Origin of the sequence: Bifidobacterium pullorum subsp. saeculare, from assembly GCF_016899725.1 — a bacterium.
Lineage (GTDB): Bacteria > Actinomycetota > Actinomycetes > Actinomycetales > Bifidobacteriaceae > Bifidobacterium > Bifidobacterium pullorum_C.
The window spans coordinates 1-21,417 of the sequence record NZ_JACLYU010000026.1; the positions used below are offsets into that span (position 1 = coordinate 1).

Annotated in this window: 20 protein-coding genes and 1 pseudogene; 4 read left to right on the forward strand and 17 right to left on the reverse strand. The window is 68.1% G+C overall.

Annotated features, from left to right (window positions below; genetic code table 11):
* Positions 1–123 precede the first annotated feature (123 nt).
* From H7U32_RS08590 to H7U32_RS08645, 12 genes and pseudogenes are all read right to left on the reverse strand, one after another.
* Positions 124–1,602, reverse strand: coding sequence for a glycoside-pentoside-hexuronide (GPH):cation symporter (locus tag H7U32_RS08590; protein ID WP_204469662.1), 1,479 nt, complete (start codon positions 1,600–1,602; stop codon positions 124–126).
* Between the two features lie 362 nt (positions 1,603–1,964).
* Positions 1,965–3,482 (reverse strand): L-arabinose isomerase, encoded by a 1,518-nt coding sequence (araA, locus tag H7U32_RS08595; protein WP_204469663.1) that lies wholly within the window; start codon positions 3,480–3,482, stop codon positions 1,965–1,967.
* Positions 3,483–3,526: 44 nt separating this feature from the next.
* Complete coding sequence (locus H7U32_RS08600) at positions 3,527–4,219, reverse strand: L-ribulose-5-phosphate 4-epimerase (RefSeq protein WP_204469664.1); 693 nt, start codon at positions 4,217–4,219, stop codon at positions 3,527–3,529.
* Positions 4,220–4,263: 44 nt separating this feature from the next.
* On the reverse strand, positions 4,264–5,898 hold the full coding sequence (locus H7U32_RS08605; protein WP_204469665.1) for a xylulokinase: 1,635 nt from the start codon (positions 5,896–5,898) through the stop codon (positions 4,264–4,266).
* Positions 5,899–6,142: 244 nt separating this feature from the next.
* Entirely contained in the window at positions 6,143–7,258 is a 1,116-nt protein-coding gene (locus H7U32_RS08610) for a LacI family DNA-binding transcriptional regulator (protein ID WP_204469666.1), read from the reverse strand.
* Between the two features lie 125 nt (positions 7,259–7,383).
* Entirely contained in the window at positions 7,384–8,205 is an 822-nt protein-coding gene (locus H7U32_RS08615) for a ribonuclease HII (protein WP_204469678.1), read from the reverse strand.
* A 116-nt stretch (positions 8,206–8,321) separates the two neighbouring features.
* Positions 8,322–9,128, reverse strand: a complete 807-nt coding sequence (gene lepB / locus H7U32_RS08620; RefSeq protein ID WP_239457643.1) for a signal peptidase I — start codon at positions 9,126–9,128, stop codon at positions 8,322–8,324.
* 141 nt (positions 9,129–9,269) lie between these two features.
* Positions 9,270–9,638, reverse strand: a complete 369-nt coding sequence (gene rplS, locus H7U32_RS08625) for a 50S ribosomal protein L19 (protein ID WP_204469668.1) — start codon at positions 9,636–9,638, stop codon at positions 9,270–9,272.
* Positions 9,639–9,881: 243 nt separating this feature from the next.
* The gene (locus H7U32_RS08630; RefSeq protein WP_204469669.1) at positions 9,882–10,331 is read right to left on the reverse strand and encodes a carboxylesterase family protein; all 450 of its coding nucleotides are present in this window, start codon (positions 10,329–10,331) and stop codon (positions 9,882–9,884) included.
* Positions 10,332–10,333: 2 nt separating this feature from the next.
* Entirely contained in the window at positions 10,334–11,488 is a 1,155-nt protein-coding gene (locus H7U32_RS10875; RefSeq protein ID WP_239457644.1) for a hypothetical protein, read from the reverse strand.
* Positions 11,489–11,522: 34 nt separating this feature from the next.
* Positions 11,523–12,638: pseudogene (locus H7U32_RS11820) on the reverse strand (beta-galactosidase); the annotation flags it as partial.
* Positions 12,639–12,778: 140 nt separating this feature from the next.
* Positions 12,779–14,167: a carboxypeptidase-like regulatory domain-containing protein gene (locus H7U32_RS08645; protein WP_204469672.1), complete on the reverse strand. Its 1,389-nt coding sequence runs from the start codon at positions 14,165–14,167 to the stop codon at positions 12,779–12,781.
* A 29-nt stretch (positions 14,168–14,196) separates the two neighbouring features.
* Here H7U32_RS08645 and H7U32_RS11825 point away from each other — a divergent pair, with 29 nt between their 5' ends.
* Entirely contained in the window at positions 14,197–14,496 is a 300-nt protein-coding gene (locus tag H7U32_RS11825; protein ID WP_204469679.1) for a hypothetical protein, read from the forward strand.
* Positions 14,472–15,335, forward strand: coding sequence for an aldose epimerase family protein (locus H7U32_RS08655; protein ID WP_275051238.1), 864 nt, complete (start codon positions 14,472–14,474; stop codon positions 15,333–15,335). The genes H7U32_RS11825 and H7U32_RS08655 overlap by 25 nt, the downstream gene beginning before the upstream one ends.
* Positions 15,336–15,630: 295 nt before the next feature.
* Here the strand turns inward: H7U32_RS08655 and H7U32_RS08660 are convergent, their stop codons facing one another.
* The 5 genes from H7U32_RS08660 to H7U32_RS08680 form a co-directional block, all read right to left on the reverse strand.
* On the reverse strand, positions 15,631–16,101 hold the full coding sequence (locus H7U32_RS08660) for a DUF1893 domain-containing protein (RefSeq protein ID WP_204469673.1): 471 nt from the start codon (positions 16,099–16,101) through the stop codon (positions 15,631–15,633).
* A gap of 2 nt (positions 16,102–16,103) precedes the next feature.
* Positions 16,104–16,688: an ECF transporter S component gene (locus tag H7U32_RS08665; RefSeq protein ID WP_204469674.1), complete on the reverse strand. Its 585-nt coding sequence runs from the start codon at positions 16,686–16,688 to the stop codon at positions 16,104–16,106.
* A 134-nt stretch (positions 16,689–16,822) separates the two neighbouring features.
* Positions 16,823–18,793, reverse strand: a complete 1,971-nt coding sequence (locus H7U32_RS08670) for a RecQ family ATP-dependent DNA helicase (RefSeq protein ID WP_204469675.1) — start codon at positions 18,791–18,793, stop codon at positions 16,823–16,825.
* Positions 18,794–18,882: 89 nt separating this feature from the next.
* Positions 18,883–19,842 carry an XRE family transcriptional regulator gene (locus H7U32_RS08675; protein WP_204469676.1) on the reverse strand — a complete coding sequence of 320 codons (960 nt, stop codon included), beginning with the start codon at positions 19,840–19,842 and terminating at the stop codon, positions 18,883–18,885.
* Between the two features lie 49 nt (positions 19,843–19,891).
* Complete coding sequence (locus H7U32_RS08680) at positions 19,892–20,095, reverse strand: DUF4368 domain-containing protein (RefSeq protein ID WP_323804622.1); 204 nt, start codon at positions 20,093–20,095, stop codon at positions 19,892–19,894.
* A 356-nt stretch (positions 20,096–20,451) separates the two neighbouring features.
* On the opposite strand from H7U32_RS08680, the gene H7U32_RS08685 reads away from it, so the two are divergent.
* The gene (locus tag H7U32_RS08685; RefSeq protein WP_204469677.1) at positions 20,452–20,964 is read left to right on the forward strand and encodes an AAA family ATPase; all 513 of its coding nucleotides are present in this window, start codon (positions 20,452–20,454) and stop codon (positions 20,962–20,964) included.
* 150 nt (positions 20,965–21,114) lie between these two features.
* Positions 21,115–21,417, forward strand: a 303-nt coding sequence (locus H7U32_RS08690; RefSeq protein ID WP_239457646.1) for a transposase family protein, incomplete at its 3' end; no start/stop codon positions are given.

The window sequence follows — 21,417 nt, forward strand, 5'->3', positions numbered from 1 at the left end:
CCCCATCCCCGGCACACCCCATCCCCGGCGCGACGCCGACACGACGTCGGGGGCGCGCCCCACGGACGTACCCCGACGGACGTGCCCCGACGGACGTGCCCCGACGGATGGGCCCGCCGGCCGTCAGTCGGCGTCCTGGATGGAGGTGGCCTCCGCATCGAGCTTCTTGACGAGCTCCGCCACGATCTGCGCATGCTTCTTCTCGCTGAGCTTGACGAAGAAGAAGAACACGAGGAAGCCGAGCGCGATCACTCCCAGCGGCACATAGAACGCCCACAGCTTGAAGGTCTGGATGTTGGCCGGGGTCATGTCCGCGGCGGTGGCGCCGGAGATCATGCCGGCGGCCACGGTGATCAGGCCGACCATGCCGTTGGACAGGGCTCCGGCGATCTTGTCCAGCATCGGGCGCACAGACAGGATCACGGCCTCGTTGCGGCGGCCGGTCTTGAGCTGACCGTATTCGATGGAGTCGGTCATGCACAGGATGGCGGTGGTGGAGATGAGCGTCTCCGGGAAGTAGAAGAGGATGAGCGCCGCGACGACCATCGGCAGGGTGTCGGAGCTGAAGGCGAACACCAGGTAGCCGCAGGCCATCATCACCATGCCGCCGAGGAAGAGGTAGCGGCGCGGGATGTAGCGGTTGACGACCGGGTACACCGGGGCGACGATGAGGTCCACGACCACGGGCACTACGCCGGCGATCCAGAATATCTCCTCCATGCCCAGCACGAACTTGAACATGAGCATGAGCACGCCGGTGGTGATGACCTTGGCGATGGAGTACAGCAGGTAGCTCAGCGCCACCCACAGCAGCTGGTCGTTCTCGAAGAGGGCCTTGAACGCCTGGATGGGGCCGCCGGACTTCTGCGCCTTGGAACGCAGCGAGCTGGTGGACTCCTTGGTACCGAGCACGACGGACAGGCAGGTGAGCACGGCGAGGATGGCCACGATGATCGCGAAGGCCGTCCAGCCGGCCTGGCCCTCCTCGCGGCGGCCGGTGAACCACCAGGTGACGGTGGTGACGATCGGCACGACCACGGCGGTCAGACCGTTGTAGCCGATGGTGCCGGCCCAGTTGCCGAGCGAGGTGTACACGCTGCGCTCGTGGGAGTCGGTGGACAGCGCCGGGACCATGCCCCAGTAGGAGATGTCGCGCAGGGAGTAGAACACGTCGAGCACGACGAACACAATGACGAACAGCACGATGAACACGGTGGTGTTCACGTTCACCAGGCCGAACAGGCCGGTGTACACCAGCACGAGCAGCACCGCGGAGACCAGGCCGCCCAGCAGCTGCCACGGGTGAAAGCGGCCCCACCTCGTGGTGGTGTTGTCGATGAGATTGCCCAGCAGCGGGTCGAGGAAGATCTCCGCGATGCGGATGACCATGACCAGCGAGGTGATGACGCCGATGAGCTTGGCCGCGAGGTCCTTGTCGACGCCGGCGAACAACGTCTGCGAGACGTAGATGACGAAGTAGGTGCTCAGCGCGTTGTAGAACGCGGACTGGCCGAAGTTGCCGAAGGAAAAGGCGGCGCGCTGGCGGATGTTCATGCCTTCCCTTCGGGCATCGACTCCGCTGGCTGAATCCTGAGTGTTCATAGTGTTCCCCCTCAAAGTTCAATCATGAGAAATGATTGCGTTAACAAAAGAACAAAATAGCTCTTTTTTTGATTAAAAAACGCCAAAAATGATCATATTCCGGATAGTCATGGCCGTGCCTCGGTCACAGCCACCGGCCCTCCCCCAAGGGCGGCAAACAGCGGAGCAAGGAGCGGGCAAGGGGCAGTGTAGGGGGCATCGAGACGGAACCGGATGGCCCCCGAAGAAACAAAACGGGACCGCGCCCCTACGGATGGGGCGCGGTCCCGGCGCGGGGTCCGCCGCCGGCGCATGGCCGGCGGCGAGTCCCCGGATGCGTCCTAACCGGCCGGTGCCTCACGCACCGGCTACCGGACGGTCACTCAGTGACGGTTCTCCAGACGATGGTACATCTCGGAGAGCTGCAGATCCTTCTCGAACTGGCGGGCGTTGGTGTCCTTGTCGATGACGGCCAGCTCCACACCGGCGATGCGGGCGAAGTCCTCCCAAGCCTCACGGCCGACGGAGGTAGTCATGCAGGTGTGGTGCGAGCCACCGGCGGTGATCCAGCACTGCACGGCGGTCTTCAGGCTCGGCTGCGGCTTCCACACGGCGCGGGCGCACGGCAGGTTCTTCAGGGAGCCCTGCGGCTCGACCACGTCGACGACGTCCATGAGCAGACGGAAGCGCTCGCGCATGTCGGCCATGGAGACGACGACCGCGTCCTTCTTCGGGGCGCCGGAGAAGACCAGACGCACCGGGTCGGACTTGCCGCCGATGGACAGCGGGTAGATGGCCAGGCGCGGCTTGCCGATGGTGCCAATGGCCGGGGAGACCTCGAGCATGTGGGAGCCCATGTCCAGCTCGTCGCCCTCGGTGAAGTTGTAGGAGTAGTCCTCCATCAGGGAGGCGCCGCCCTCGAGGCCATAGCCCATCACCGCGCCGATGCGCACGAGCACGGAGGTCTTCCAGTCGCCCTCGGCGGAGAAGCCCCAGCCGTACTCGGACGGCATGCGCTGCGCGCCCACGCCCGGCAGCTGCGGAAGGGCGCCCAGGTCCTCGAAGTTGTCCACGCACGCAGTGCAGTTGTTCTCGCGCATCATGTTGACCATCGCGGCCTCTTCCTTGGCAGCGATGAACAGCTCGTCGTAACGGGCGTCCAGCAGCTCCGGGTCGACGTCGTACTTGGCCTTGTAGTCCTCGATGAGGGCCTTGACCTGGTCGTCCTTCACCTTGTCGTAGGCGGCGACAAACTCGTTGACGGCCCAGGTGTTGACGGAGCAGCCGAACACGCGCTCGGCCTCGGTCTTGTCGCCCTCGGTGACGGCCACGTTGCGCATGTTGTCGCCCCAGCGCATCACGTTCATATGCGTGGAGGCGTCCCAGCCGGCGCAGGCACGGGCCCAGGTGGCGATCTTCTCGGCGACCTCCGGGTCGGTGTAGTGGCCGACGACGATCTTGCGCGGGATGCCGAGGCGGGAGACGATGTACCCGAACTCACGGTCGCCGTGGGCAGCCTGGTTCAGGTTCATGAAGTCCATGTCGATGGTTTCCCACGGAATCTCCTTATGGTGCTGGGTGGCCAGCTGCATGAGCGGCTTCTTCAGCGCCTCGAGGCCGCGAATCCACATCTTGGCCGGGGAGAAGGTGTGGCACCAGGCGATCACACCGATGACGTTCGGGTTGGCGGAGGCCTCGACCATGAACTGCTTGACGCCGTCGGAGGACTTCAGGGTCGGCTTGAGCACGATCTTGACCGGGATCTTGCCGGTCTTGTTCAGATAGTCGACCATCTCGCCGGACTGCTGCGCGACCTGACGCAGCGCTTCCTCGCCGTACAGGTCCTGCGAACCGACGCCGAACCAGATTTCCTTGCCTTCGAAGGGGTTTTCCATGACCATCGCTGGTCTCCTTTCATTACTTCGTTGTGGTGATTGGGTACGTTTCAGTGCTGTCCGTAGACGTTCTGGTAGCGGTCGTTGAGCTTGTCGATGTCCGCCTGCGGAATCTCGATGATGTCGCCGAGCTGCTTGGCGGCCCACATGGTGTGGGCGACCTCCTCGGTCATGGCGGCGGCCTTGACGGCGGACTCAGCGTCCTTGCCGATCGTGAACGGGCCATGGTTCTGCATGAGGACAGCCGGGGACTTCGGGTACTTCTTGAGCGTCTCGACAACGCCCTCGCCGATGGCCTCGGAGCCGATGAGGCGGAACGGGCCGACCGGCACCGGGCCGCCGAACTCGTCGCCCATCATGGTCAGGCCGCACGGGATGTTCTGGCCGGTGGCCGCCCATGCGGTGGCATAGGTGGAGTGGGTGTGCACCACGCCGTACACGTCCGGCATGTTGCGGTAGATGTAACAGTGAGAGGCGGTGTCGGAGGACGGAGCCTCGGTGCCGTCGACCACGTTGCCGTCGAGGTCGCACACCACCATCGAACCGGGGGTGAGATACTCGTAGCGCACGCCGGAGGGCTTGATCACCATGAGGTCGGCGGTGTGCAGGCGCTGGGACACGTTGCCCGCGGTCCACACGACCAGGTTCCACTTGATGAGCTGCTCATGCAGGGTGGCGACAACCTCGCGCACCTGCTTGACCTCGGCGCGGACCTCGGGCCCGTAATCAGCCAGGGTTGCCATGTTGTTCCTTTCTTATAGGGATACGGTTTCCAACGGTTTTGCGATCACTTGCTTTCGAGGTCGATGGCCTTGATCGCGGCCTGCTCGATGGCCAGTCCCTTGCGGAAACGGGCGAAGAAGTCCTCGAAGCCAGCGGCGTCCTCCGGGTCCGGTTCCTCGGTGATGGACTGGGCGTCCTTGAACACGCAGCCATCCAGGTAATCGGCCAGGTTGTCCTTGGCGGCGTCGGCGTGCCACAGATAGTCGGCGAGCACCGCCATGCCCCAGGCACCACCCTCGGCCGCGGTGGCCATCACCTTGATCGGAGTGTCGAACGCAGCGGCGAGGATCTTCTGCGCGACCTTCGGCGTCGTGAAGATGCCGCCATGGCCGACGAGGGAGTCGACCCGCACATGCTCGTCCTTGGTCATCACGTCCATGCCGATCTTCACCGGCGAGAACGCGCCGAAGAGCTGCGCGCGCATGAAGTTGCCCAGCGTCATCCGCGCCTCCGGAGCGCGGGCGAACAGCGGACGGCCCTCCTCCAGACCGGCCAGGAACTCGCCGGAGCGGAACGGGTAGTTGAGCAGGCCGCCGCAGTTGCGGTCCACATCGTCGCCGATCGCGGCGCGGAACAGCGTGCCGTAGAGCGAACCGGCGTCCACCGGCGTGCCGATGGCCTCGGCGAACTGGCCGAAGAGGTTCACCCACGCGTTGAGGTCGGAGGTGAAGTTGTTGGCATGGCTCATGCCGGCGAGGTTGCCGTCCGGGGTGGCCACGATATCCACCTCGGGGTGCAGGGCCTTGAGCTTGCGCTCGAGGACCACGGTGGCGAAGATCGAGGTGCCGGCGGAGACGTTGCCGGTGCGCACGCGCACGGAGTTGGTGGCGATCATGCCGGTGCCGGCGTCGCCTTCCGGAGGCGCGAGCACGATGCCGGGCTGCAGCGTGCCGGAGGGGTCGAGCAACTTGGCACCCTCGTCGGTCAGCTCGCCGGCGGGCGTGCCGGCCACCAGCGGCTCCGGCAGCAGGTCCTCGAGCTTCCACGGCTGCACCGCCACCTCGGGCAGCGCGTCGAACTGCTTGATGAAGCCGGTCTCCCACATCTTGGTCACCGGGTCGATCGGGAACATGCCCGAGGCATCGCCCACGCCCAGCACCTTGCGGCCGGTCAGCTTCCAATGCACATAGCCGGCCAGCGTGGTGAAGTACGCGACCTTGCCCACATGCGGTTCCTTGTCCAGCACGCACTGGTAGAGGTGCGCGATGCTCCAGCGCTCGGGGATGTTGTACTGGAACAGCTCGGAAAGCTTCTCATGCGCCTCGTGCGTGTTGGTGTTCTGCCAAGTGCGGAACGGCACCAGCAGGTTGCCGGCGGCGTCGAACGCAAGATAGCCGTGCATCATGGCGGAGAAACCGATGTGGCCGATATGGGTGAGTTTTTCGCCGTAGGCCTGTTCCACATCGTTGGCCATCGAGGCGTAGGCGGCCTGCAGTCCGTGCCAGATCTCCTCGACGGTGTAGCTCCACAGACCGTTCTCCAGATGGCTGGCCCAGCCGTAGTCGCCCGAGGCGATGGTCCGGTACTCGTCGTCGATCAGCACAGCCTTGATGCGGGTGGAGCCGAATTCGATGCCCAGTGAGGTTTTACCTGCGCGGATCTTTTCAGCGATTTCGGCGACCTGTTCTTGCGTTGCCATGCGTGAAGCTCCTTAGCTGGGGCGGAGATGCCTTCGCCCGTTTATCCATCGTCAGTGCCTTCAGCGAACGCCACAGCTTCCTCCTTCGGAGAACTGTTAGCGCTCACATCATGCATGAACAAATATACCCCAGCTGCCACGGAATCACAACTCAGCGCATTTCGGCGCGGCGCCGCCAATGCAGCGCCCTGCGCGCCGCGGGCCCGTTCCCCGCGCCCGGCCCCATCGCGCCGGCCGGCCTCCCCTACACGCGCGCGGCGGGCCCCAGCGAACTGCGCCGTATCACCTGCGCGGGGATCAGCCCCACGCCATGGCGGGTGTCCGGGTAGATCTGCTCGCTGCCCTCGCCCAGCAGGCGCAGCGTCTCGCGCATCGCGGCGGCGCCCAGCGCCTCGAAATCCGGGCGCACCGTGGTCAGCGGCGGGTACATGTTGTCCATCGCCGGGATGTCGTCGAAGCCCACCAGGCTCACGTCCTGCGGGATGCGCAGCCCATGCTCGTGCAGGGAGCGCGCCACGCCCACGGCCTGGTTGTCGTTGGAGGCGACGACGACGGTGGGCAGCGGCGCCCCCGTCTTGCCGATCGTGTCGAGCACATGATTCATCTTCGCGTAGGCCTCGCTGGAATCCCAGGTGCCGCAGCGCACGGTCTGCGAATGCACGGCGTGCTCGGCGGCGAGCTGGTCCCACGCGGCGAAGCGGGTGGCGGCGTCGCGCCACTCGCGCGGGCCGGCGAAGAAAATCGCGCTGCGGTGGCCGTACGCCACGACGAGCCGCATGACCTCGGCCATCGCGCCCCACTGGTCCACCCCCACGATGGCGGTGCGCCGCCGGTCCTCGGCGTCCATAAGCGCCTCGCCCTCGCGGATGCTCATCGACCCGTGCGTGGAGGTGAGCAGCACGCGCGGCTGACTCACCTTGGCGCGGCAGGCCGCCTCGAACATCACGTCGGTCGGGGTCAGGAAGATGAAGGCGTCCACGTTCTGCTCGTTGAACGTGTCGGTAAGGTCGTCGAAGTCCTGCTGCGTGTACAACGCCTCGTGCACCATCATCACCGAGAGGAACAGGCCGTGGTCGCGCACCATCGATTCGATGGAGGCGATGGCGGAGATCGGGCCGAAGAACCGCAGGCCTCCGGCGATGAGGCCAATCGTGCGGGAACGGCGCGAGGCCAGGGCGCGCGCCGAATTCGACGGCCGGTAGCCGAGCTTCTTGATGGCCGCCTGCACGCGCGCGCGGGTGGCGTCGGAGACGTCGGGGGAATCGTTGATGACGCGGGATACGGTCTGGTGACTCACGCCGGCCAGCTTGGCCACCTCGAACATGGACGGACGCTTCCTTGCGGCGCGGCTGGCCACCATACTTCCTACCCTTCCGCTGCTTGGGGACAAAGCGCCGAACCGGCGTACCGCCGTGCGCTGATTTGAGCATACCGTGCTTCGCCACACGGCACCGAAACAATCACCTTGCCACGGGGGCGGGACGTTCAGACAAGCTTCCAGCTGACGCGGTGGAGCCGGGTGGGGCCGTGGGCGGCGATCGCGGCCTTGTGCGCGGCCGAGCCGTAGCCTTTGTTGCGCTCCCACGCATAGGGTTCCCATGCGGCATGCCGAGCGGCGAGGGCCTCCATGAGCCGGTCGCGGGTCACCTTGGCGAGCACGGCGGCGGTGGCGACGGACGCGCACTTCTGGTCGCCTTTGACAACCGTGACCATGTGGGGCGGCGCCGGCACGTCGGGAGCGTCGAAGCTGCCGATGGCCTTCGTGATGTAATCGTGGGGACCGTCGAGGATGCCGGCCATGCGCACGGGCCGGCCGGCGGGCATGCCGGCCGCTGGGGCGGCGCCGCAGGCCGCGACCTCCTCCCCCAGCACCGCCTCCGGGTCCGCGGCGGCGGGCCGGGACCCGTCCGCCGGAGCGGTAGCACGGACCGGTTCCGCGGAACGAGCCGGAGCCGCGGGATGAAGACATCCGTCGTCGCCGATGCCGAGCAGCCGCTCGACGCGGCCGAGGGCGCGCAGGGCGGCGACCCCCAGCGCGTGGGAGATGCCCCAGTCGTCGATCTCCGCGTTGCTGACCTGGCCGACGGCCCAGGCGGCGCACCACTCGCCCAGTTCGTCGTAGATGGCCTCGCGGCGGTGTTCGGTGAGCATCTTGGAGTCGGCCACGCCGGCCGGCACGGCCAGCGGATGGTCGTCGTCGAGCAGGTCGCGGGCCCACACGGCAGCGGCACCCACCATCACCGGGCCGGCCAGCGCGCCGCGGCCCACCTCGTCGAATCCGACGACGATGTCGGCGGGCCGATGCATCCCGTCGAGCCGCAGGCGGTCGAAGGACGCGAACACGGCGGCGTCGGCCGCCTCGCCGCCCTCCCCCGGCCCGGCCGCGAGGCGGCGCTCCAGGGCCAGCGTCGGCACGACGGCCGTCATCGGTCAGCCTCCGCAGCGACGGCCTGGCCGGCGGCGGTCTGCCCGGCAGCGGACGGGTCGGGCACCTGGTCGAAGACCTCGTGGTGGGCGTCGAGCAGGCCGATGCGGGTCAGCGGCCAGTAGCGGGCGACGGCCACGCCCACCACCTTGGCGATCGGCACGAGTCCGTTGTCACCGTCGTTGGCGTGGTAGCGGGAGTCGGCGGAATTGTCGCGGTTGTCGCCGAGCACGAAGATGTGGCCGGGCGCCACCGTCACCTCGAAGGGAAAAGAGCTGGGGTTGACCCCGGGCTTGAGGTAGGTGGTCTCGTCGATGGCGGTGCCGTTGACGGTGACCGGCTGGCCAGGGCCGGCGCAGGCGACGGTGTCGCCGGGCAGGCCGATGAGACGTTTGATCAGATAGTCGCCTTTGAGCGGGCCGGTGCTCTCGTTGGACAGCCAGCCGGCCGGGTCGTGGAAGACGACGATGTCGCCGCGGCGCAGGTCGAAGATCCGCGGGGTCAGGCGCGAGGTGACCACACGGTCGCCGACCTCGATGGTGCTGCGCATCGAGCCCGAGGGAATCTCGTAGAAGCCGATGAGGAACACGTTGATGAGCACGACGACGAGCGCGGGGATGCCGCACCACACAAGCAACTCCTTGAGGCCGAAGGAGTCGTCCTTCGGCTTCCTGCGGCGCGGGGCGGCGCCGGCGGCCGCCACGGCGGCAGGCAGCGGCGAGGGCGGCTCCGGGTCGACGCCGTGGTCGGCGACGGCGAAGGTGTGGCGGTCGCGGGATTCGTCGGACTGCTCGTCAGGCTCCATCGGAACCTCCTTCGGGATGGTCGGGTGGCTCCGGCCCATCATAGGCGCACAGGGGCCGGGGATGCTGGATATGCGAAGGCCGGATATGCGAAGGCGGTCCGCAACCGGATGGCTGCGGACCGCCTCAGGCACATGCGCGAATCAGGCGTTGGCCTTGTTGTCGCGGCGCTCGACGATGCGAGCGGCCTTGCCGCGCAGGGCGCGCAGGTAGTAGAGCTTCGCGCGGCGCACGCGGCCACGGCGCACGACCTTGATGGAGTCGATGGCCGGGGAGTGCAGCGGGAAGCGACGCTCCACGCCGGCGCCGAAGCTAATCTTGCGGACCACGAAGGTCTCGCGCACGCCGGCGCCCTTGCGGGCGATGACCACGCCGGTGAAGGTCTGGATACGGGAGTTGTTGCCCTCCTGGATCTTCACGTTCACGTCGACGGTGTCGCCGGGACGGAAGGCCGGGATCTCCTCGGCGGGCTTCATGTGCTTGGCGTCGAATGCCTCGATGGCGTTGACCATGGTGTTTCCTCGTTCGCCGCCGCATACCGGCGAAGGCTTGGGGCGCCGCCCGCGGCCGTGGACCGTGCGCCGCGTGCTGACGCGGGCGTGGCGGGCCGGGCGATGCGCCTGTTGGCTGCCCCGCGGATTGTTCCGCGGAGGATGCCGATCCGCCGGGAGACGGGCCTCGCGCCGGCGCTGTGGCCGGGGCGTCTGGCCGCCCGACTGGACCCTGGGTGGAGCGGGCTTATGCGGCGGCCCGCCTCACGGCACAATCAAAAGGATACTGTACACGCACATGGCGACCGGCGCGCATCGTGGCCGGTGCGCATGGCGACCGGCGCGCATCGTGGCCGGTGCGCATCGCGGCCGGCACAGGCGATCGGCGGCTTTGTCGGTGAGTTCGCCGCCGGCGCGCAGGGCCGGGGTCCATACGTTGGCGTACAGGCAGTCCTCGGACTGCGGGGTGGCGGGGTCCACCTGCCATTCATGCCCGTAGAACTCCCCGGGCGGGGTCATCGGCTGGGGGGCGATGGGGGCGAACACGTGGGCCCTCAGCGTGCCCTCCCAGGGCAGCACGGGCCGGGGCGCCCGCCAGCGCAGCTCCCCCACCGGCGGCTGCGCGTAGGGGATGCCGCGGAACACCGTGACCGCCGGGTCCTCCTCGCTGGTTCCCTCGACGCGGCCCAGCGCCGTCTGGACGGTTCTCAGCATCGTCACTCACCGTCCTTTCCCGTAAGGTCGAAGGTCCTGACCATAACCGGCACCAACGCCACGTCCACAAGGTCGGCGACCGTGCCGTCGGCGTCGAACGGCTCCTCCATCACCACCGGGGAGCCGGGCGTCAGCGGCGCGACCGCCAGCGTGAGCACGCCGTCGCAGGCGCGCAGCAGGTCGCCGTGCTCCTTGAGGCCCACCTCCCAGGGGGCTCCGTTGGCGTAGTTGTCGCCGATCAGCGTGCCGCCGGCCCACAGGCGGCCGACGTCGCCCCGGTAGCGGATGCGCAGCAGCAGGTCATCCGCCCCCTCCGGCAGATAGCCGGCCGCGGCCTCGCCGGGCAGCGCGACCGTCCACCGGGCCGCCCCGGTGCGCCGGACCAAGGGCGCGCCGACGACGGCCGGCACGCTCCGGGCGCCGTCCCGCGCCTGCGGGCAGCAGCGTCCGGCCGACAGGCATTCCGGCAGCGGGTCGGGGTCGGTGGTGCGCACGATGAGCACGCCGTCGCGCTCCCACGCCATGTCCCCCTCCCCCACGACGACGAGGCGCCGTCGGCCCTGCGTGACCAGCATGCGGCCCGCCCGGGCGCGGCTGACCGTCAGCAGGCGGATCCGCGCCCCGCCGCATCGCACGGCCACGGGTTCGCCGTCGACCGCCGCAGCCAGGGGCACGCGGCCGTCCTCCTCCCGCGGCAGCGCGCACGCCGTGTCCGGGGCGAAACGCACCCACGGGCGGGTCATGCCGTCCGGCACCATCAGCACGGCCGTGCGGCCCTCCGGGTCGTTCCGGTCGCCGACCAGCGTGACGGGCTGCACGGTGGCGGCCTCGATCCGCACGCCGTCCAGGTCGAGGCCGAACGGCAGCACGCAGTTCTCCCCCGCCGCCAGGTCGATGCGGTCGAAGGTCACGCGCCGGCCGCCGCCGAGCGTCAGCTCGATGCGCTCGTCGTGGCGCGGCGTCAGGTCGGCGTGATCCTGGAAGGCGTCGAGGAACACGAAGCCGGACTCCGTCCCGGCGTCGTAGCGGACGGACCACCGCAGCGGAGCCGTGTCCGCCGGGTCCAGCCGGTCCTGCCCCTCGGGCAGCGCCACCGGCATGCCGCACAGGCGCTCGGAACGCCTCGGCGAACTGGTGCAGCGTGCGCAGCCGGCCATAGGAGGCGCGCACCTGGCCGTATTCGCCCAGCGGCGCCTGGTAGTCGTAGCTGATGCGGGGGCAGGCGCCGTCGTTCAGGTAGATGCCGTCCCCCAGCGGGTTGCTGCCGCCCTGGAACATGTAGTAGCCGAGCGCGTTGCAGCCGGAGCCGAGCCGCGCGTTCGCCATGGCGTCCACGCTGCGCGGGTCGACCTGGAAGCGGTAGCCGTACGAGCAGTTCATGCCGCCGCCCATCTCGCAGGCCACGTACGGCGTGACGGAAGGATCGTAGCGCGGGTTGTACAGGAAGGTGCGCGGGCAGTCGGGCGAGGCGTAGTCTCGGTACAGGAACTCGTCGGGCGGCGGATGGACCCTTGTGCGCTCGTCCACCTCCCACGGGCAGTACGCGTACCCGGCCCACACCGGCAGCGTGCCCTCGGGGGCGATGGCCCCGCCCCAGGCGGTGGCGGTGAAGCAAGGCACGGCGATGCCGCAGTCCAGGGCGAGGCTCCGGAGGGCGAGGATGTACTCGTCGCCGCCGGCGGCGCCGATGAACTCCCGCGTGGTGGCGACGGTCTCGTCCCACAGGGCGGAGGAGTGCTGGAACTCGTTGTCCAGCTGCGCGGCGATGATCGGCCCGCCGTCCTTGAAGTACAACCCTTCCAGCTGTCCGGCGATGTGCGCGTACAGGTCGCGCGTGCGCTCCAGGAAGTCCGGGTCCATGCAGCGCACGTCGTAGGGCTTGGAGAACAGCCAGTCCGGCATGCCGCCGTTGCGTACCTCGCCGTGGTCGAAGGGCCCCAGGCGCACGATCACGTACAGGCCGTGTCTGGCGCACAGTTCGATGAACCGCCGCAGGTCGCGCCGGCCGGTGAAGTCCCACACCCCCTCGTGCTCCTCGTGGTGGTTCCAGAACACGTAGGTGGAGACCACGGTGATGCCGCCGGCCGCCATGGCCGCCAGCTCCTCGTCCCAGCGGGATGGGTTCATGCGCGAGTAGTGGAATTCGCCGGCGACCATCACGCACGGCCGGCCGTCGACCACCAGACCCTGCGAGGTGAAGCCGATCGTCGTGCCGTCGGGGGCACGGTCGTTGCCGGGGATGGTGACCGTGAACGGCACGGCGGCACGGACGGGGAAGCGGCTGAGGTCAAGGGCGTGGCTGGTCATGGAGGGCTCCTGGAGACATAAGGGGGAAGTGGGGAAGGATACGAAAGAAGGATGGCGGCGTTGCCGCCGCCGCGAGGGGCCGGTCCCGTCGCCGCGACGGCGGTCGCCGCGGCGACGGGACCGGTGTCCGTCATGCCGGCTCAGCGCCCGGCGCGGCGGCGGCGCACGGCGAGCACGAGTCCGGCCATGCCCAGCGTCAGGGCGGCCAGACCGGGGGCCGTCACGTCGGCGCCGGTGGCGGACAGACCGGGGGCCGTTCCGGGCTTCCGGCCTTCACCGTCGGCGGCGTCACCGTCCGTGGCGTCGCCCGGATCGGCTGGGGTTCCGGGCGTGCCCGGCTCGCCCGGCACGTCTGGATTGTCCGGCGTGCCGGGCTGCGCCGTCTGCATACCGCGGTAGCCGAGCTCGACCGCGTCGGCCACCGCCCAGTCGGCGGCGTTGCCGTCTGCGACGATCGCGATCGTCACCGCGCCGTCCTGCGGCAGCGTGAAGTCGATGCCGGTGAAGACGTAATTGTCGCTGCGCGGCGCCTCCCGTTCGGCGATCGTTCGCCCGCTGTCGTCGCGGACCTCGAGCCTCAGCGTGCCGGTCATGCCGGAATAGGTGGCGGCCCTGGCCACGTAGCGGCCCGCCTTGAGTCCGTCGATCCGCTGGGAGACGTCGGCGGTGAAAGCGTCGTCGCTCCACAGGGACAGTCCGTAGCTGCCCTCGTGGGTGCCGCCGAAGCCGGTGCGGTCCTGACGGACGGCCGCCGCCTCCGGTTCCGCCTTCACCTGCCAGCCGGCGAGGGAACGCTCCCCGGCGTCGCCCGGCTCCTCGAATCCGGGGTTCGCCACGGCGATGGACCGGGCCAGCCGCAGGGTCAGGCTGGCGGTCTCGCCGAAGCGGACCTTCACCGCGGCATCGGTGCCGGACAGGTGCCCGTCCTTCGTCGCCGTCACGCTGCGGGCGCCGGCCGGCACGTCGTCGAAGCGGAACGTCCCATCCTCGCCCGTCGTCACCGCGGTGTCGGATCCGCCGTCGAGGGTCACCGTCGCACCGGCGAGCGGCTGGTCGCCCACGCCGAGCACGCGCCCGGCGATCGCGCCGACGTTGCGCTCCAGCGCACGGTCGAGCGTGACGTCGTCCTTCACCTCCAGGCGTTCCGTCACCGTCACGTACCCCGCCTTGGTCACCTGCACGGTGTACGTGCCGTCCGGCACGTTGCGGACGGCGTAACGCCCGTTCTCGTCCGCACCCGCCGCGTAGATGTCGCCGTCGGATTCGGCGACGAGCTGCACGCCCGCGTCGCGCAGCGGCTGGCCGTCCGCGTCGGTCACCGTGCCGGACACGTCATGCATGCGCTGCGTGCCGGGCACCCGGATCGGCCCGGCCTTCGCGACGGAGCCGGCCGTGACGGCGGCGACCTTCGCCGAACCGGCTCCCAGGTCGCCGGCGTCGGCGGACACCGTCGCCGGACCGGGGGTCACGCCGGCGGCGACGTAGCCGCCGTGGCGGTTGGTCGTGGTCGTGACGTCGCCGACCGTCACCGTGGCACCGGAGACCGGACGGCGCGCGGCTGACCTCGCTCACGGTCCCCGACGCCGCCGGACGTCCCACGGCCGTGACGCTGGGAAGGAATGGCTTCGACGGCTGGCTGGCGGACGACGTGTGCATGGGCGCGATCATGGGGCGCAACACGAGCCGCATCGCCGGCGCCCGCTGCGCCATCGACGGCGTGGACTACCGGCGGCGGCCAACGACAACGGCAACAACGCGCATTCCGGCCCGCACGGCTTCGAACGCGCGCTCTGACGCATCGACGAGGACGCGCTCGCCGGCAGCTCCGTCACGCTGCGCCTCGTCAGCCCGCATCTGAGCCAGGGCTTCCCCGGCACGATGGCCATGGCCGTCACCTACACGCTGGCCGACGGCGCGCTGGAGATCGGCTTCTCGGCCGTCTCCGACCGCACCACGATTTGCAACCCCACCTCGCATATCTATTGGAACCTCGACGGGAATTCGAGCCGCGGATCGGGCGGGACCATCCCCGGCGCCACGGGTGCGCCGGACGCCTCGGATGCGCCGGCCATCACGGACGCGCTGGACCACACGCTGCACGTCGCCGCCGACCGCTACTTCCCCACCGACGCCGGTTTCCTGCCCCTCGATGTGGCGCCGGTGGACGGCACTCCGTTCGATTTCCGCCAGCCGCGCACGCCGCGCGCGGCGATGGCCGCCCACCCCGGCGACCCGCAGCTGGCCATTGGCCGCGGCTACAACCACGCCTACGACTTCGCCGCGGCGTACGCCGGCCTGGCCGATGGTTACCGGACGTCACGGCGTTCCCCGACCGCCGGTCTGGCCTCCGGTGTCGCGCCATCGGCCGGTTCCGCACCATCGGTCGACCCCTCCATGGAGGCGGGCGCGCGTCCCCTTATCCCCATGGCCACGCTGACGGGCGGGCGCAGCGGCATCACGATGGCGCTGTCCTGCGACGCCCCGGCCTTGGTCGTGTATTCGGCCGGCTGGTTCGACGCCGGCTCCAGCCTGCCCGGCCGCGGCGGCCGCGCCTACGGCCCGGGCGCCGGCATCGCGCTGGAACCGGGCTTCGTGCCCAATGCGATCAACGACGACCACCACGGCACCACGCCGAGCCCGCTGCTCCGGGCCGGCGACCGGTTCCGTATGACGATCCGCTACGCCTTCCACGCCTGAGGCTGCCCGCCTACGCCACGGTGAAGGTGCCCCCTTCATCCGCATCAGGTGCATACGGCAAACCGTACTCTAAGCGCCCGTAAGCGTACGGTTCGCCGCAGTCAGCCGCAGTCTTACGCCCCTCATACGGCAAACCGTACTGTGAGCATCCGCAAGCGTACGGTTCGCCGCAGTCAGCCGCAGTCATGCGACCCCCATGGCCGGCTGTGCCGCTCCGAACATGGTGCTCCACCGAACATGCTGCTCCACCGAACATGCGATGACGCGGCGGCCGCGGACCCGGCGGCCGTCGGACTTAGCCCTTGGCGGCCATAAGGCGGGCGACGGCGGTGCGGATTGCGGGCTCGGCCTCGTCCGGGTCGTCGATGGCCGCGACCGCGCGCTCGATCGGGCACATGTCGCTGCGGTCGCGGTTGAGGATGCGCGGCACCAGCTCGCCGCAGCCGGCTTCGATGCCCTGCGCCTGCAGGGCGGCGACGCCGGCCTCGCTCATCGTCTCCGCCCACACGGCGGCGGCGCCGAGCTTGGCGTAGAGCAGCGCCGCGCCCTTGCCGACCACACGGTCGGCGGCCGCGAAGCCATCCAGCCGCGTGCCGTCGGCCAGCCAGGCCAGCAACGGTTTGACACCGCGGCCGGCGCCGGTGAGCGTCGCGTCACCATGCACGGCGACGACGCCAAGCGTCGCGTCGGCGGCGAGCGCCCGCCGCGCCCGCGCCACGTCGTCGGACAGCGCCGTGCCGGCCTTGCGCAGCTCCTCGCCCGTCATCGTCAGCGTCCCTCGGCGGTACGGCGGTCGACAAGCCACACAATCAGCGGCAGCGCGGCCCACTGGAGCACCAGGCCGGGCAGGCCGGCGAGCACGGCGGTCCACACCGACGCGACGACGACCGTCGTGTCACCCAGCGCGACCACCGCGACGAGCACGGCGGCGGTGCGCAGCACGCGGCCGGCCACCTGCGCGAGCAGCACCTTGGCGATCGTCGGTATGTTCACGGTGCGCAGCAGACCGGCGACCAGGCCGTAGCCGGCGAGCTCGACCACCATGAACGGCAGCATCGCGGCCATCGGCATGCCGGACAGCGCGAAGCTGGCCAGCGGGCCGAGCGCGCCCGCGGCCACGCCGGCGTACGGGCCGGCGAGCAGGCCGACCAGCAGCACCGGCAGATGCATCGGCAGCAGGGTCTCGCCCAGGGCGGTGCCCACGCCCAGCGCGGCGCCGGCCATGTGGAACACCTGCGGCAGGGCCACGGCGGCCACCACGGCCAGCGCGGCGGCCCACACCTGCGTGCGCACGCGCGGCAGCGGGCGTGCGGTGGCGAAACGGATGGAACGTGCGGAAGCCATCGTGCTCATCGGGATTCTCCTTACCCTCGTGGGGGCGTCGGCCGCCGCCTGAGGGGCGGCCGCGCCACGTCCGATTCCGGCCGGGGCCCGTCGCGCCCCGATGCCAGATTGACCGGTTCCACCTTACTCCGCGCGGGGCGGGCCTACGGCAGCGACAGCCGGTTGCGCTCGCCCCGGACGAGTGTGCCGGCCTCGACCATCGCGTCGATGAGCGCGCGCAGGTCGCGCACCGGATAGCGCGGCCGGAAGCGGCCGAAATCCGGATGCCGCGTGTAGCCGGCCTCGACCATGAAGTCGCGGTCGTCGCCGGCGAGCACGCCCGCCACGCCGGAGACCGCGGGCGGCGCGCCGTACCGCTCGGTCATGTCGCCGACGAGACGGACGATGGCCTGCTCGATGGCCCGGCGTTCGGCCGGGTCGAGCCCGCGCACGAAGGGATGGTCGGCGGCCTTGACCTCATGGCCGGGCACGAACAGCGTCTTGTACAGGCCCGCGGTCTGACCGAGCCGTCCATCGCCGACCATCTCGCCGATCACGGCCTCGATCTGTTCGGTAGGCAGGTCGGCGCAGGAGCCCCATTGGGCGAGCTTGTCCAGCCCCTTGCCGGTAATCGTCTTCGCCTTGCTGCCGTGAAGGAACAACGCGAGCGTGCCGATGCCGACGCCGCGGCCGGAGGCGGCCGTGATGCCGTCCAACCCGTCCAGGGCCAGCGGGGCGACGCGGGCGCGGGTGGCGTCGGACACCATCACCGGCTCGTCGGCGTCGGTGGCGGCGGCCGTGCCGGCGGCGGCACGGCCGCGGCCCGGGCGCCTGCGCTTCGCCGGCGCGGCCTCGGCCAGCGCCTCAGGATCCTCCCCGTCGCACACCGAGCAGTCGCCGCAGGATTCCGGCGCGTTCTGGCCGAAGTAGTCGAGCAGCATCGCCCTCAGGCATCGCTCCGCCTCACAGTAGCGGCTGATCGCGTTGACGCGGCGTTTGGCGGCGATGCGGGCGCGCTCGCGGTCGGCGGGGTCGGCGAGCGCGCTGCCGGCCTCCTCGTCGGCACGTTTGCGCAGGAGCAGGAAGTCGCCTTTGCTCCACATGAGCACGGCGACGGCGGGTTTGCCGTCGCGGCCCGCGCGGCCGGCCTCCTGATAGTACTCCTCGAGGCTGCCGGGCACGGAGTCGTTGATCACCCAGCGCACGTCCGGCTTGTCCACGCCCATGCCGAAGGCGGTGGTGGCGCAGATGACCGTGATGCGGCCGGCGAGGAAGCCGTCCTGGACCTCGGCCTTGCGGGCGTCGTCCATGCCGGCGTGGAAGTGGGTGGCGGCCAGGCCGCGGGCGGCGAGCGCGTCGGCCATCTGCTCGGTGCGTTTGCGCGTGGCGCAGTACACGATGCCGCATTCGTCGGGGCGGGCGGCGGCCCAGGCGGCGATCTGCGCGAGCCGGGCGGCGGGGGTGGCGTTGACCACGCGGAAGTGGATGTTGGGCCGGTCGAAGTCGGTGACGATGATGAAGCGGTTCTTGAGGCCCAGGTTGGCGGCGATCTCGTCGCGCTGGTCGGGGGTGGCGGTGGCGGTGAACGCGGCGACGACCGGACGGGGGGTCAGGCTGGCCGCGAAACCGCCGATGGCCGCGTATTCGGGGCGGAAGTCGTTGCCCCATTGCAGCACGCAGTGGGCCTCGTCCACGACAAGCAGGTCGATGGCGAGGCTGTGGGCGAAGTCCTGGAATTCGCGCGAGACCAGGCGTTCGGGGGCCACGTAGAGCAGGCGCAGGCCGCCGGCGCGGGCGGTCTCGTAGATGGCGCGGCGCTCCTCGGCGTCCACGCCGCTGTCCACCGCGGCCGCCGGGATGCCGTGGGCCGCCAGATGCTGCACCTGGTCGCGCATAAGCGCGCGCAGCGGCGTCACGACGAGCGTGAAGGTGCCGGGGCGGGTGGCGGGCAGTTGGTAGCACACGCTTTTGCCGGCGCCGGTGGGCATGACGGCCAGCGTGTCCTGGCCGTTGAGGATCGCGTTGACCACCTCGGCCTGGCCGTCGCGGAACGAGGGGAAGCCGAAGAGGTTGGCGAGTGCCTTCTCGGCGAACGGCCGGTAGTCCCGCGTCGCCATCAGGTTGTCCAGCTGCATCGCGCCTCTCCTTCGTCGGATGTCCTGTCCCGTCATGCTAGCTCGATTGGCCCGTGGCGCGCACCTCGCCCGCATGTGGCGGGCGAGCTTCAGCCGCGAGGCCCCATGACCAGCTGGATGATGAGGGAGGCGACGCCGCAGCACAGTCCGCCGAAGACCCAGGAGAGCCAGAACATGTCGTGCCCGGTGAACAGCAGCGACAGGCCGACGATGGTGGCGACGATCATGATGATGCCGCACACCGCCCCGGAAATCCGATCCTGGGGGCTTTCCTCGCCTTCCTCGCCGGCGCGTTCCCGCCGCTCCTCTTCGACTCCCTTATTGTACTCCTCGATGTTCAGGAGCCCGCGGCGCATGCTGACGTAGACGATGCATCCCACGCCGACGGCGACCAGGAGCAGCATCACACTGGGCGGCCACCCCTCCTCGATGCCCTGCACCTCCTCGGCGTACACGACCACCGCCACGCCCAGCAGGATCAGCGCGACGCCCAGGACCACACCGATGGCGGCGCGCCGGGAGGCACGGGAACGGTCGTCGTCGGTGTAGAAGTCCTCGAGATACGGGTGCCGCCTGCGGAAGTCGGCGTGCGCCATCGCTGCGGGGACGATCAGTCCCAGACCGACGATGACGCCGACCACCATGCAGAGGAAGGCCAGGAACCCTCCCATCGTTCCGGAATCGGCGACCGGGGTCTCCTTGCCGAACAATGCCGTGCCCGCCACCCCGGCGATGATGGCGGTGACGCCGAGGGCGATGCGGGCGGAGAACCGCCGGATGTGGGGGTCGTAGCCGGTCAGGTCCTGCGGCACCGCCGAGGACAGCAAATCGGTCGCGCCGCGCCGGCTGACGCCCGCCGCGCCGTTCGCCTCCGCACCGCCGGCGGGGCCGGGGCCCGCCGGATGCGGGGTCCCGCCACGGGCAGTCTCGGCCGTGGCGTCGGCCGTGACGTCGGCCGTCGCGCCGGCCCCGGGGTGGGTCACGTCGCCCAGGACCAGGTCGTCCAGCGTGCAGCCGAACAGGTCACAGATCATGAGCAGCTTGTCCATTTCCGGATAGGCCTTGCCGGTTTCACATAGTTAAAGATATTGGTGTCATTCAATCAATTTTGCCGATAAAGCGGTAGAAGATTTCTACCTCCTGTTCCCGGCTTCCGTCCTCGCCCTTGACCGCTTCATGGACAACGATTTTTTCAATCAGCGTATTCAAAAGTTCGGCGGTCAGTTCCGTGGGATTGACGCACTCTTTCATCAAGGCAATCCATTTTTCTGCGTCAGCGGCGCTCTGGCTTTCAGCGGCAATGGCAGATTAATCTAAGTCTACACCTAAATGACCGCCCGTCCCGCATATCCGAAAGGTGGGAAATCGGCCTAAAAAACAGCCTGTTTCCACGCTCTCGGAATTGTGGTACAATGATAAATACAGAGTGATCAATTTGAATTTAAGGAGATAAAAAAATACTCTCCAGAGAATATCAGACATCCGACTGCAAAGAAATTACAGAGTTGTTTTATAGTACAGTCCACACGGTAAATGCGAAAGATTATACAAAAGAACAATTAGATGTATGGGCAACAGGACAAGTGGATTTAGAGAAATGGAATGAGTCGCTTCAAGAACACTACAGCATAGTTAGTAGGCTTTGTGGACATAGATAAATGATTATTTTAATTACAGGTGCATCGCATACAGGTAAGACTGTGCTTGCTCAAAAACTGCTTGAAAAGTATAAATATCCTTATTTATCAATAGACCATTTGAAAATGGGTTTAATTCGTAGCGGCTATACCAAACTTACACCCGAAGATGATGATAAGCTCACAGAGTATCTGTGGCCTATTGTTCGTGAAATGATTAAAACCGCTATAGAAAACAAGCAAAATCTTATTATTGAAGGGTGCTATATCCCTTTTGATTGGGAAAAAGACTTTGTAAAGGAATATCTTGATAACATCCGATACTTTTGTCTTGTAATGAGCGAAAACTATATTAAAAATCATTTCGATAATATCAAGGAGTATGCAAGTGCAGTAGAAAGTCGCTTAGACGATGAATGGTGTACTATAGAAAGCGTTTTGGAAGATAATGCACAGTTTTTGGAACTTGCAAAAAAGTATAATGTAAAATATCTGCTTATCGATGATAAGTACGAGATAGAGATTGATTTATAGTAATAAGTGGCTCTTGTGTTGTTTTCGTGGGTGGTGGCTCGTCGTTGAGCCGTTGAATACGAAGGTGTGAGGGGCGCTTCCTGTGGGTTTGTTTTTCGACCAAGAACACAACCGAGGAAAGCGCCTTGGTCGAAGGGCATATTCAAGCGATTGCCGAACGTCGAAGACATGATAGTCGAGGACGTGTCGTTGGACGACTCCCCGCTACGCGACGCGCCCGTCCTGGTGGCGCGCGTCAGGTGCAGGAAGGGAGCGTTGCGCCGCTCGCGCTGCGGGCGAAAGGCCCCGAGACACGACAACGGCGGGGGCGGGCGAAGCTGGCGGCACCAGGACTTCGGTTGCTTCCGCGTCGAGCTTTCCGGCCCGGTCCCGCGAGTGGAATGCCGTCTGCACGGCGTGGTGGTCTCCCGGGTGCCGTGGGCCGAGCCGGGCAGCCGGTTCACCCGCGGCTTC

Bases quoted from the DNA above. Each gene is read 5' to 3' on its own strand.
- araA (WP_204469663.1), bottom strand. From the start codon at position 3,482: ATGGTCATGGAAAACCCCTTCGAAGGCAAGGAAATCTGGTTCGGCGTC.
- H7U32_RS08670 (WP_204469675.1), bottom strand. From the start codon at position 18,793: ATGCAGCTGGACAACCTGATGGCGACGCGGGACTACCGGCCGTTCGCC.
- H7U32_RS08685 (WP_204469677.1), top strand. From the start codon at position 20,452: ATGATTATTTTAATTACAGGTGCATCGCATACAGGTAAGACTGTGCTT.
- H7U32_RS08630 (WP_204469669.1), bottom strand. From the start codon at position 10,331: ATGCTGAGAACCGTCCAGACGGCGCTGGGCCGCGTCGAGGGAACCAGC.
- H7U32_RS08615 (WP_204469678.1), bottom strand. From the start codon at position 8,205: ATGCATCGGCCCGCCGACATCGTCGTCGGATTCGACGAGGTGGGCCGC.
- H7U32_RS08675 (WP_204469676.1), bottom strand. From the start codon at position 19,842: ATGGACAAGCTGCTCATGATCTGTGACCTGTTCGGCTGCACGCTGGAC.
- H7U32_RS10875 (WP_239457644.1), bottom strand. From the start codon at position 11,488: ATGGCCGGCTGCGCACGCTGCACCAGTTCGCCGAGGCGTTCCGAGCGC.
- lepB (WP_239457643.1), bottom strand. From the start codon at position 9,128: ATGGAGCCTGACGAGCAGTCCGACGAATCCCGCGACCGCCACACCTTC.
- H7U32_RS08610 (WP_204469666.1), bottom strand. From the start codon at position 7,258: ATGGTGGCCAGCCGCGCCGCAAGGAAGCGTCCGTCCATGTTCGAGGTG.
- H7U32_RS08600 (WP_204469664.1), bottom strand. From the start codon at position 4,219: ATGGCAACCCTGGCTGATTACGGGCCCGAGGTCCGCGCCGAGGTCAAG.
- H7U32_RS08590 (WP_204469662.1), bottom strand. From the start codon at position 1,602: ATGAACACTCAGGATTCAGCCAGCGGAGTCGATGCCCGAAGGGAAGGC.
- H7U32_RS08605 (WP_204469665.1), bottom strand. From the start codon at position 5,898: ATGGCAACGCAAGAACAGGTCGCCGAAATCGCTGAAAAGATCCGCGCA.
- H7U32_RS08660 (WP_204469673.1), bottom strand. From the start codon at position 16,101: ATGACGGGCGAGGAGCTGCGCAAGGCCGGCACGGCGCTGTCCGACGAC.
- H7U32_RS08665 (WP_204469674.1), bottom strand. From the start codon at position 16,688: ATGAGCACGATGGCTTCCGCACGTTCCATCCGTTTCGCCACCGCACGC.
- rplS (WP_204469668.1), bottom strand. From the start codon at position 9,638: ATGGTCAACGCCATCGAGGCATTCGACGCCAAGCACATGAAGCCCGCC.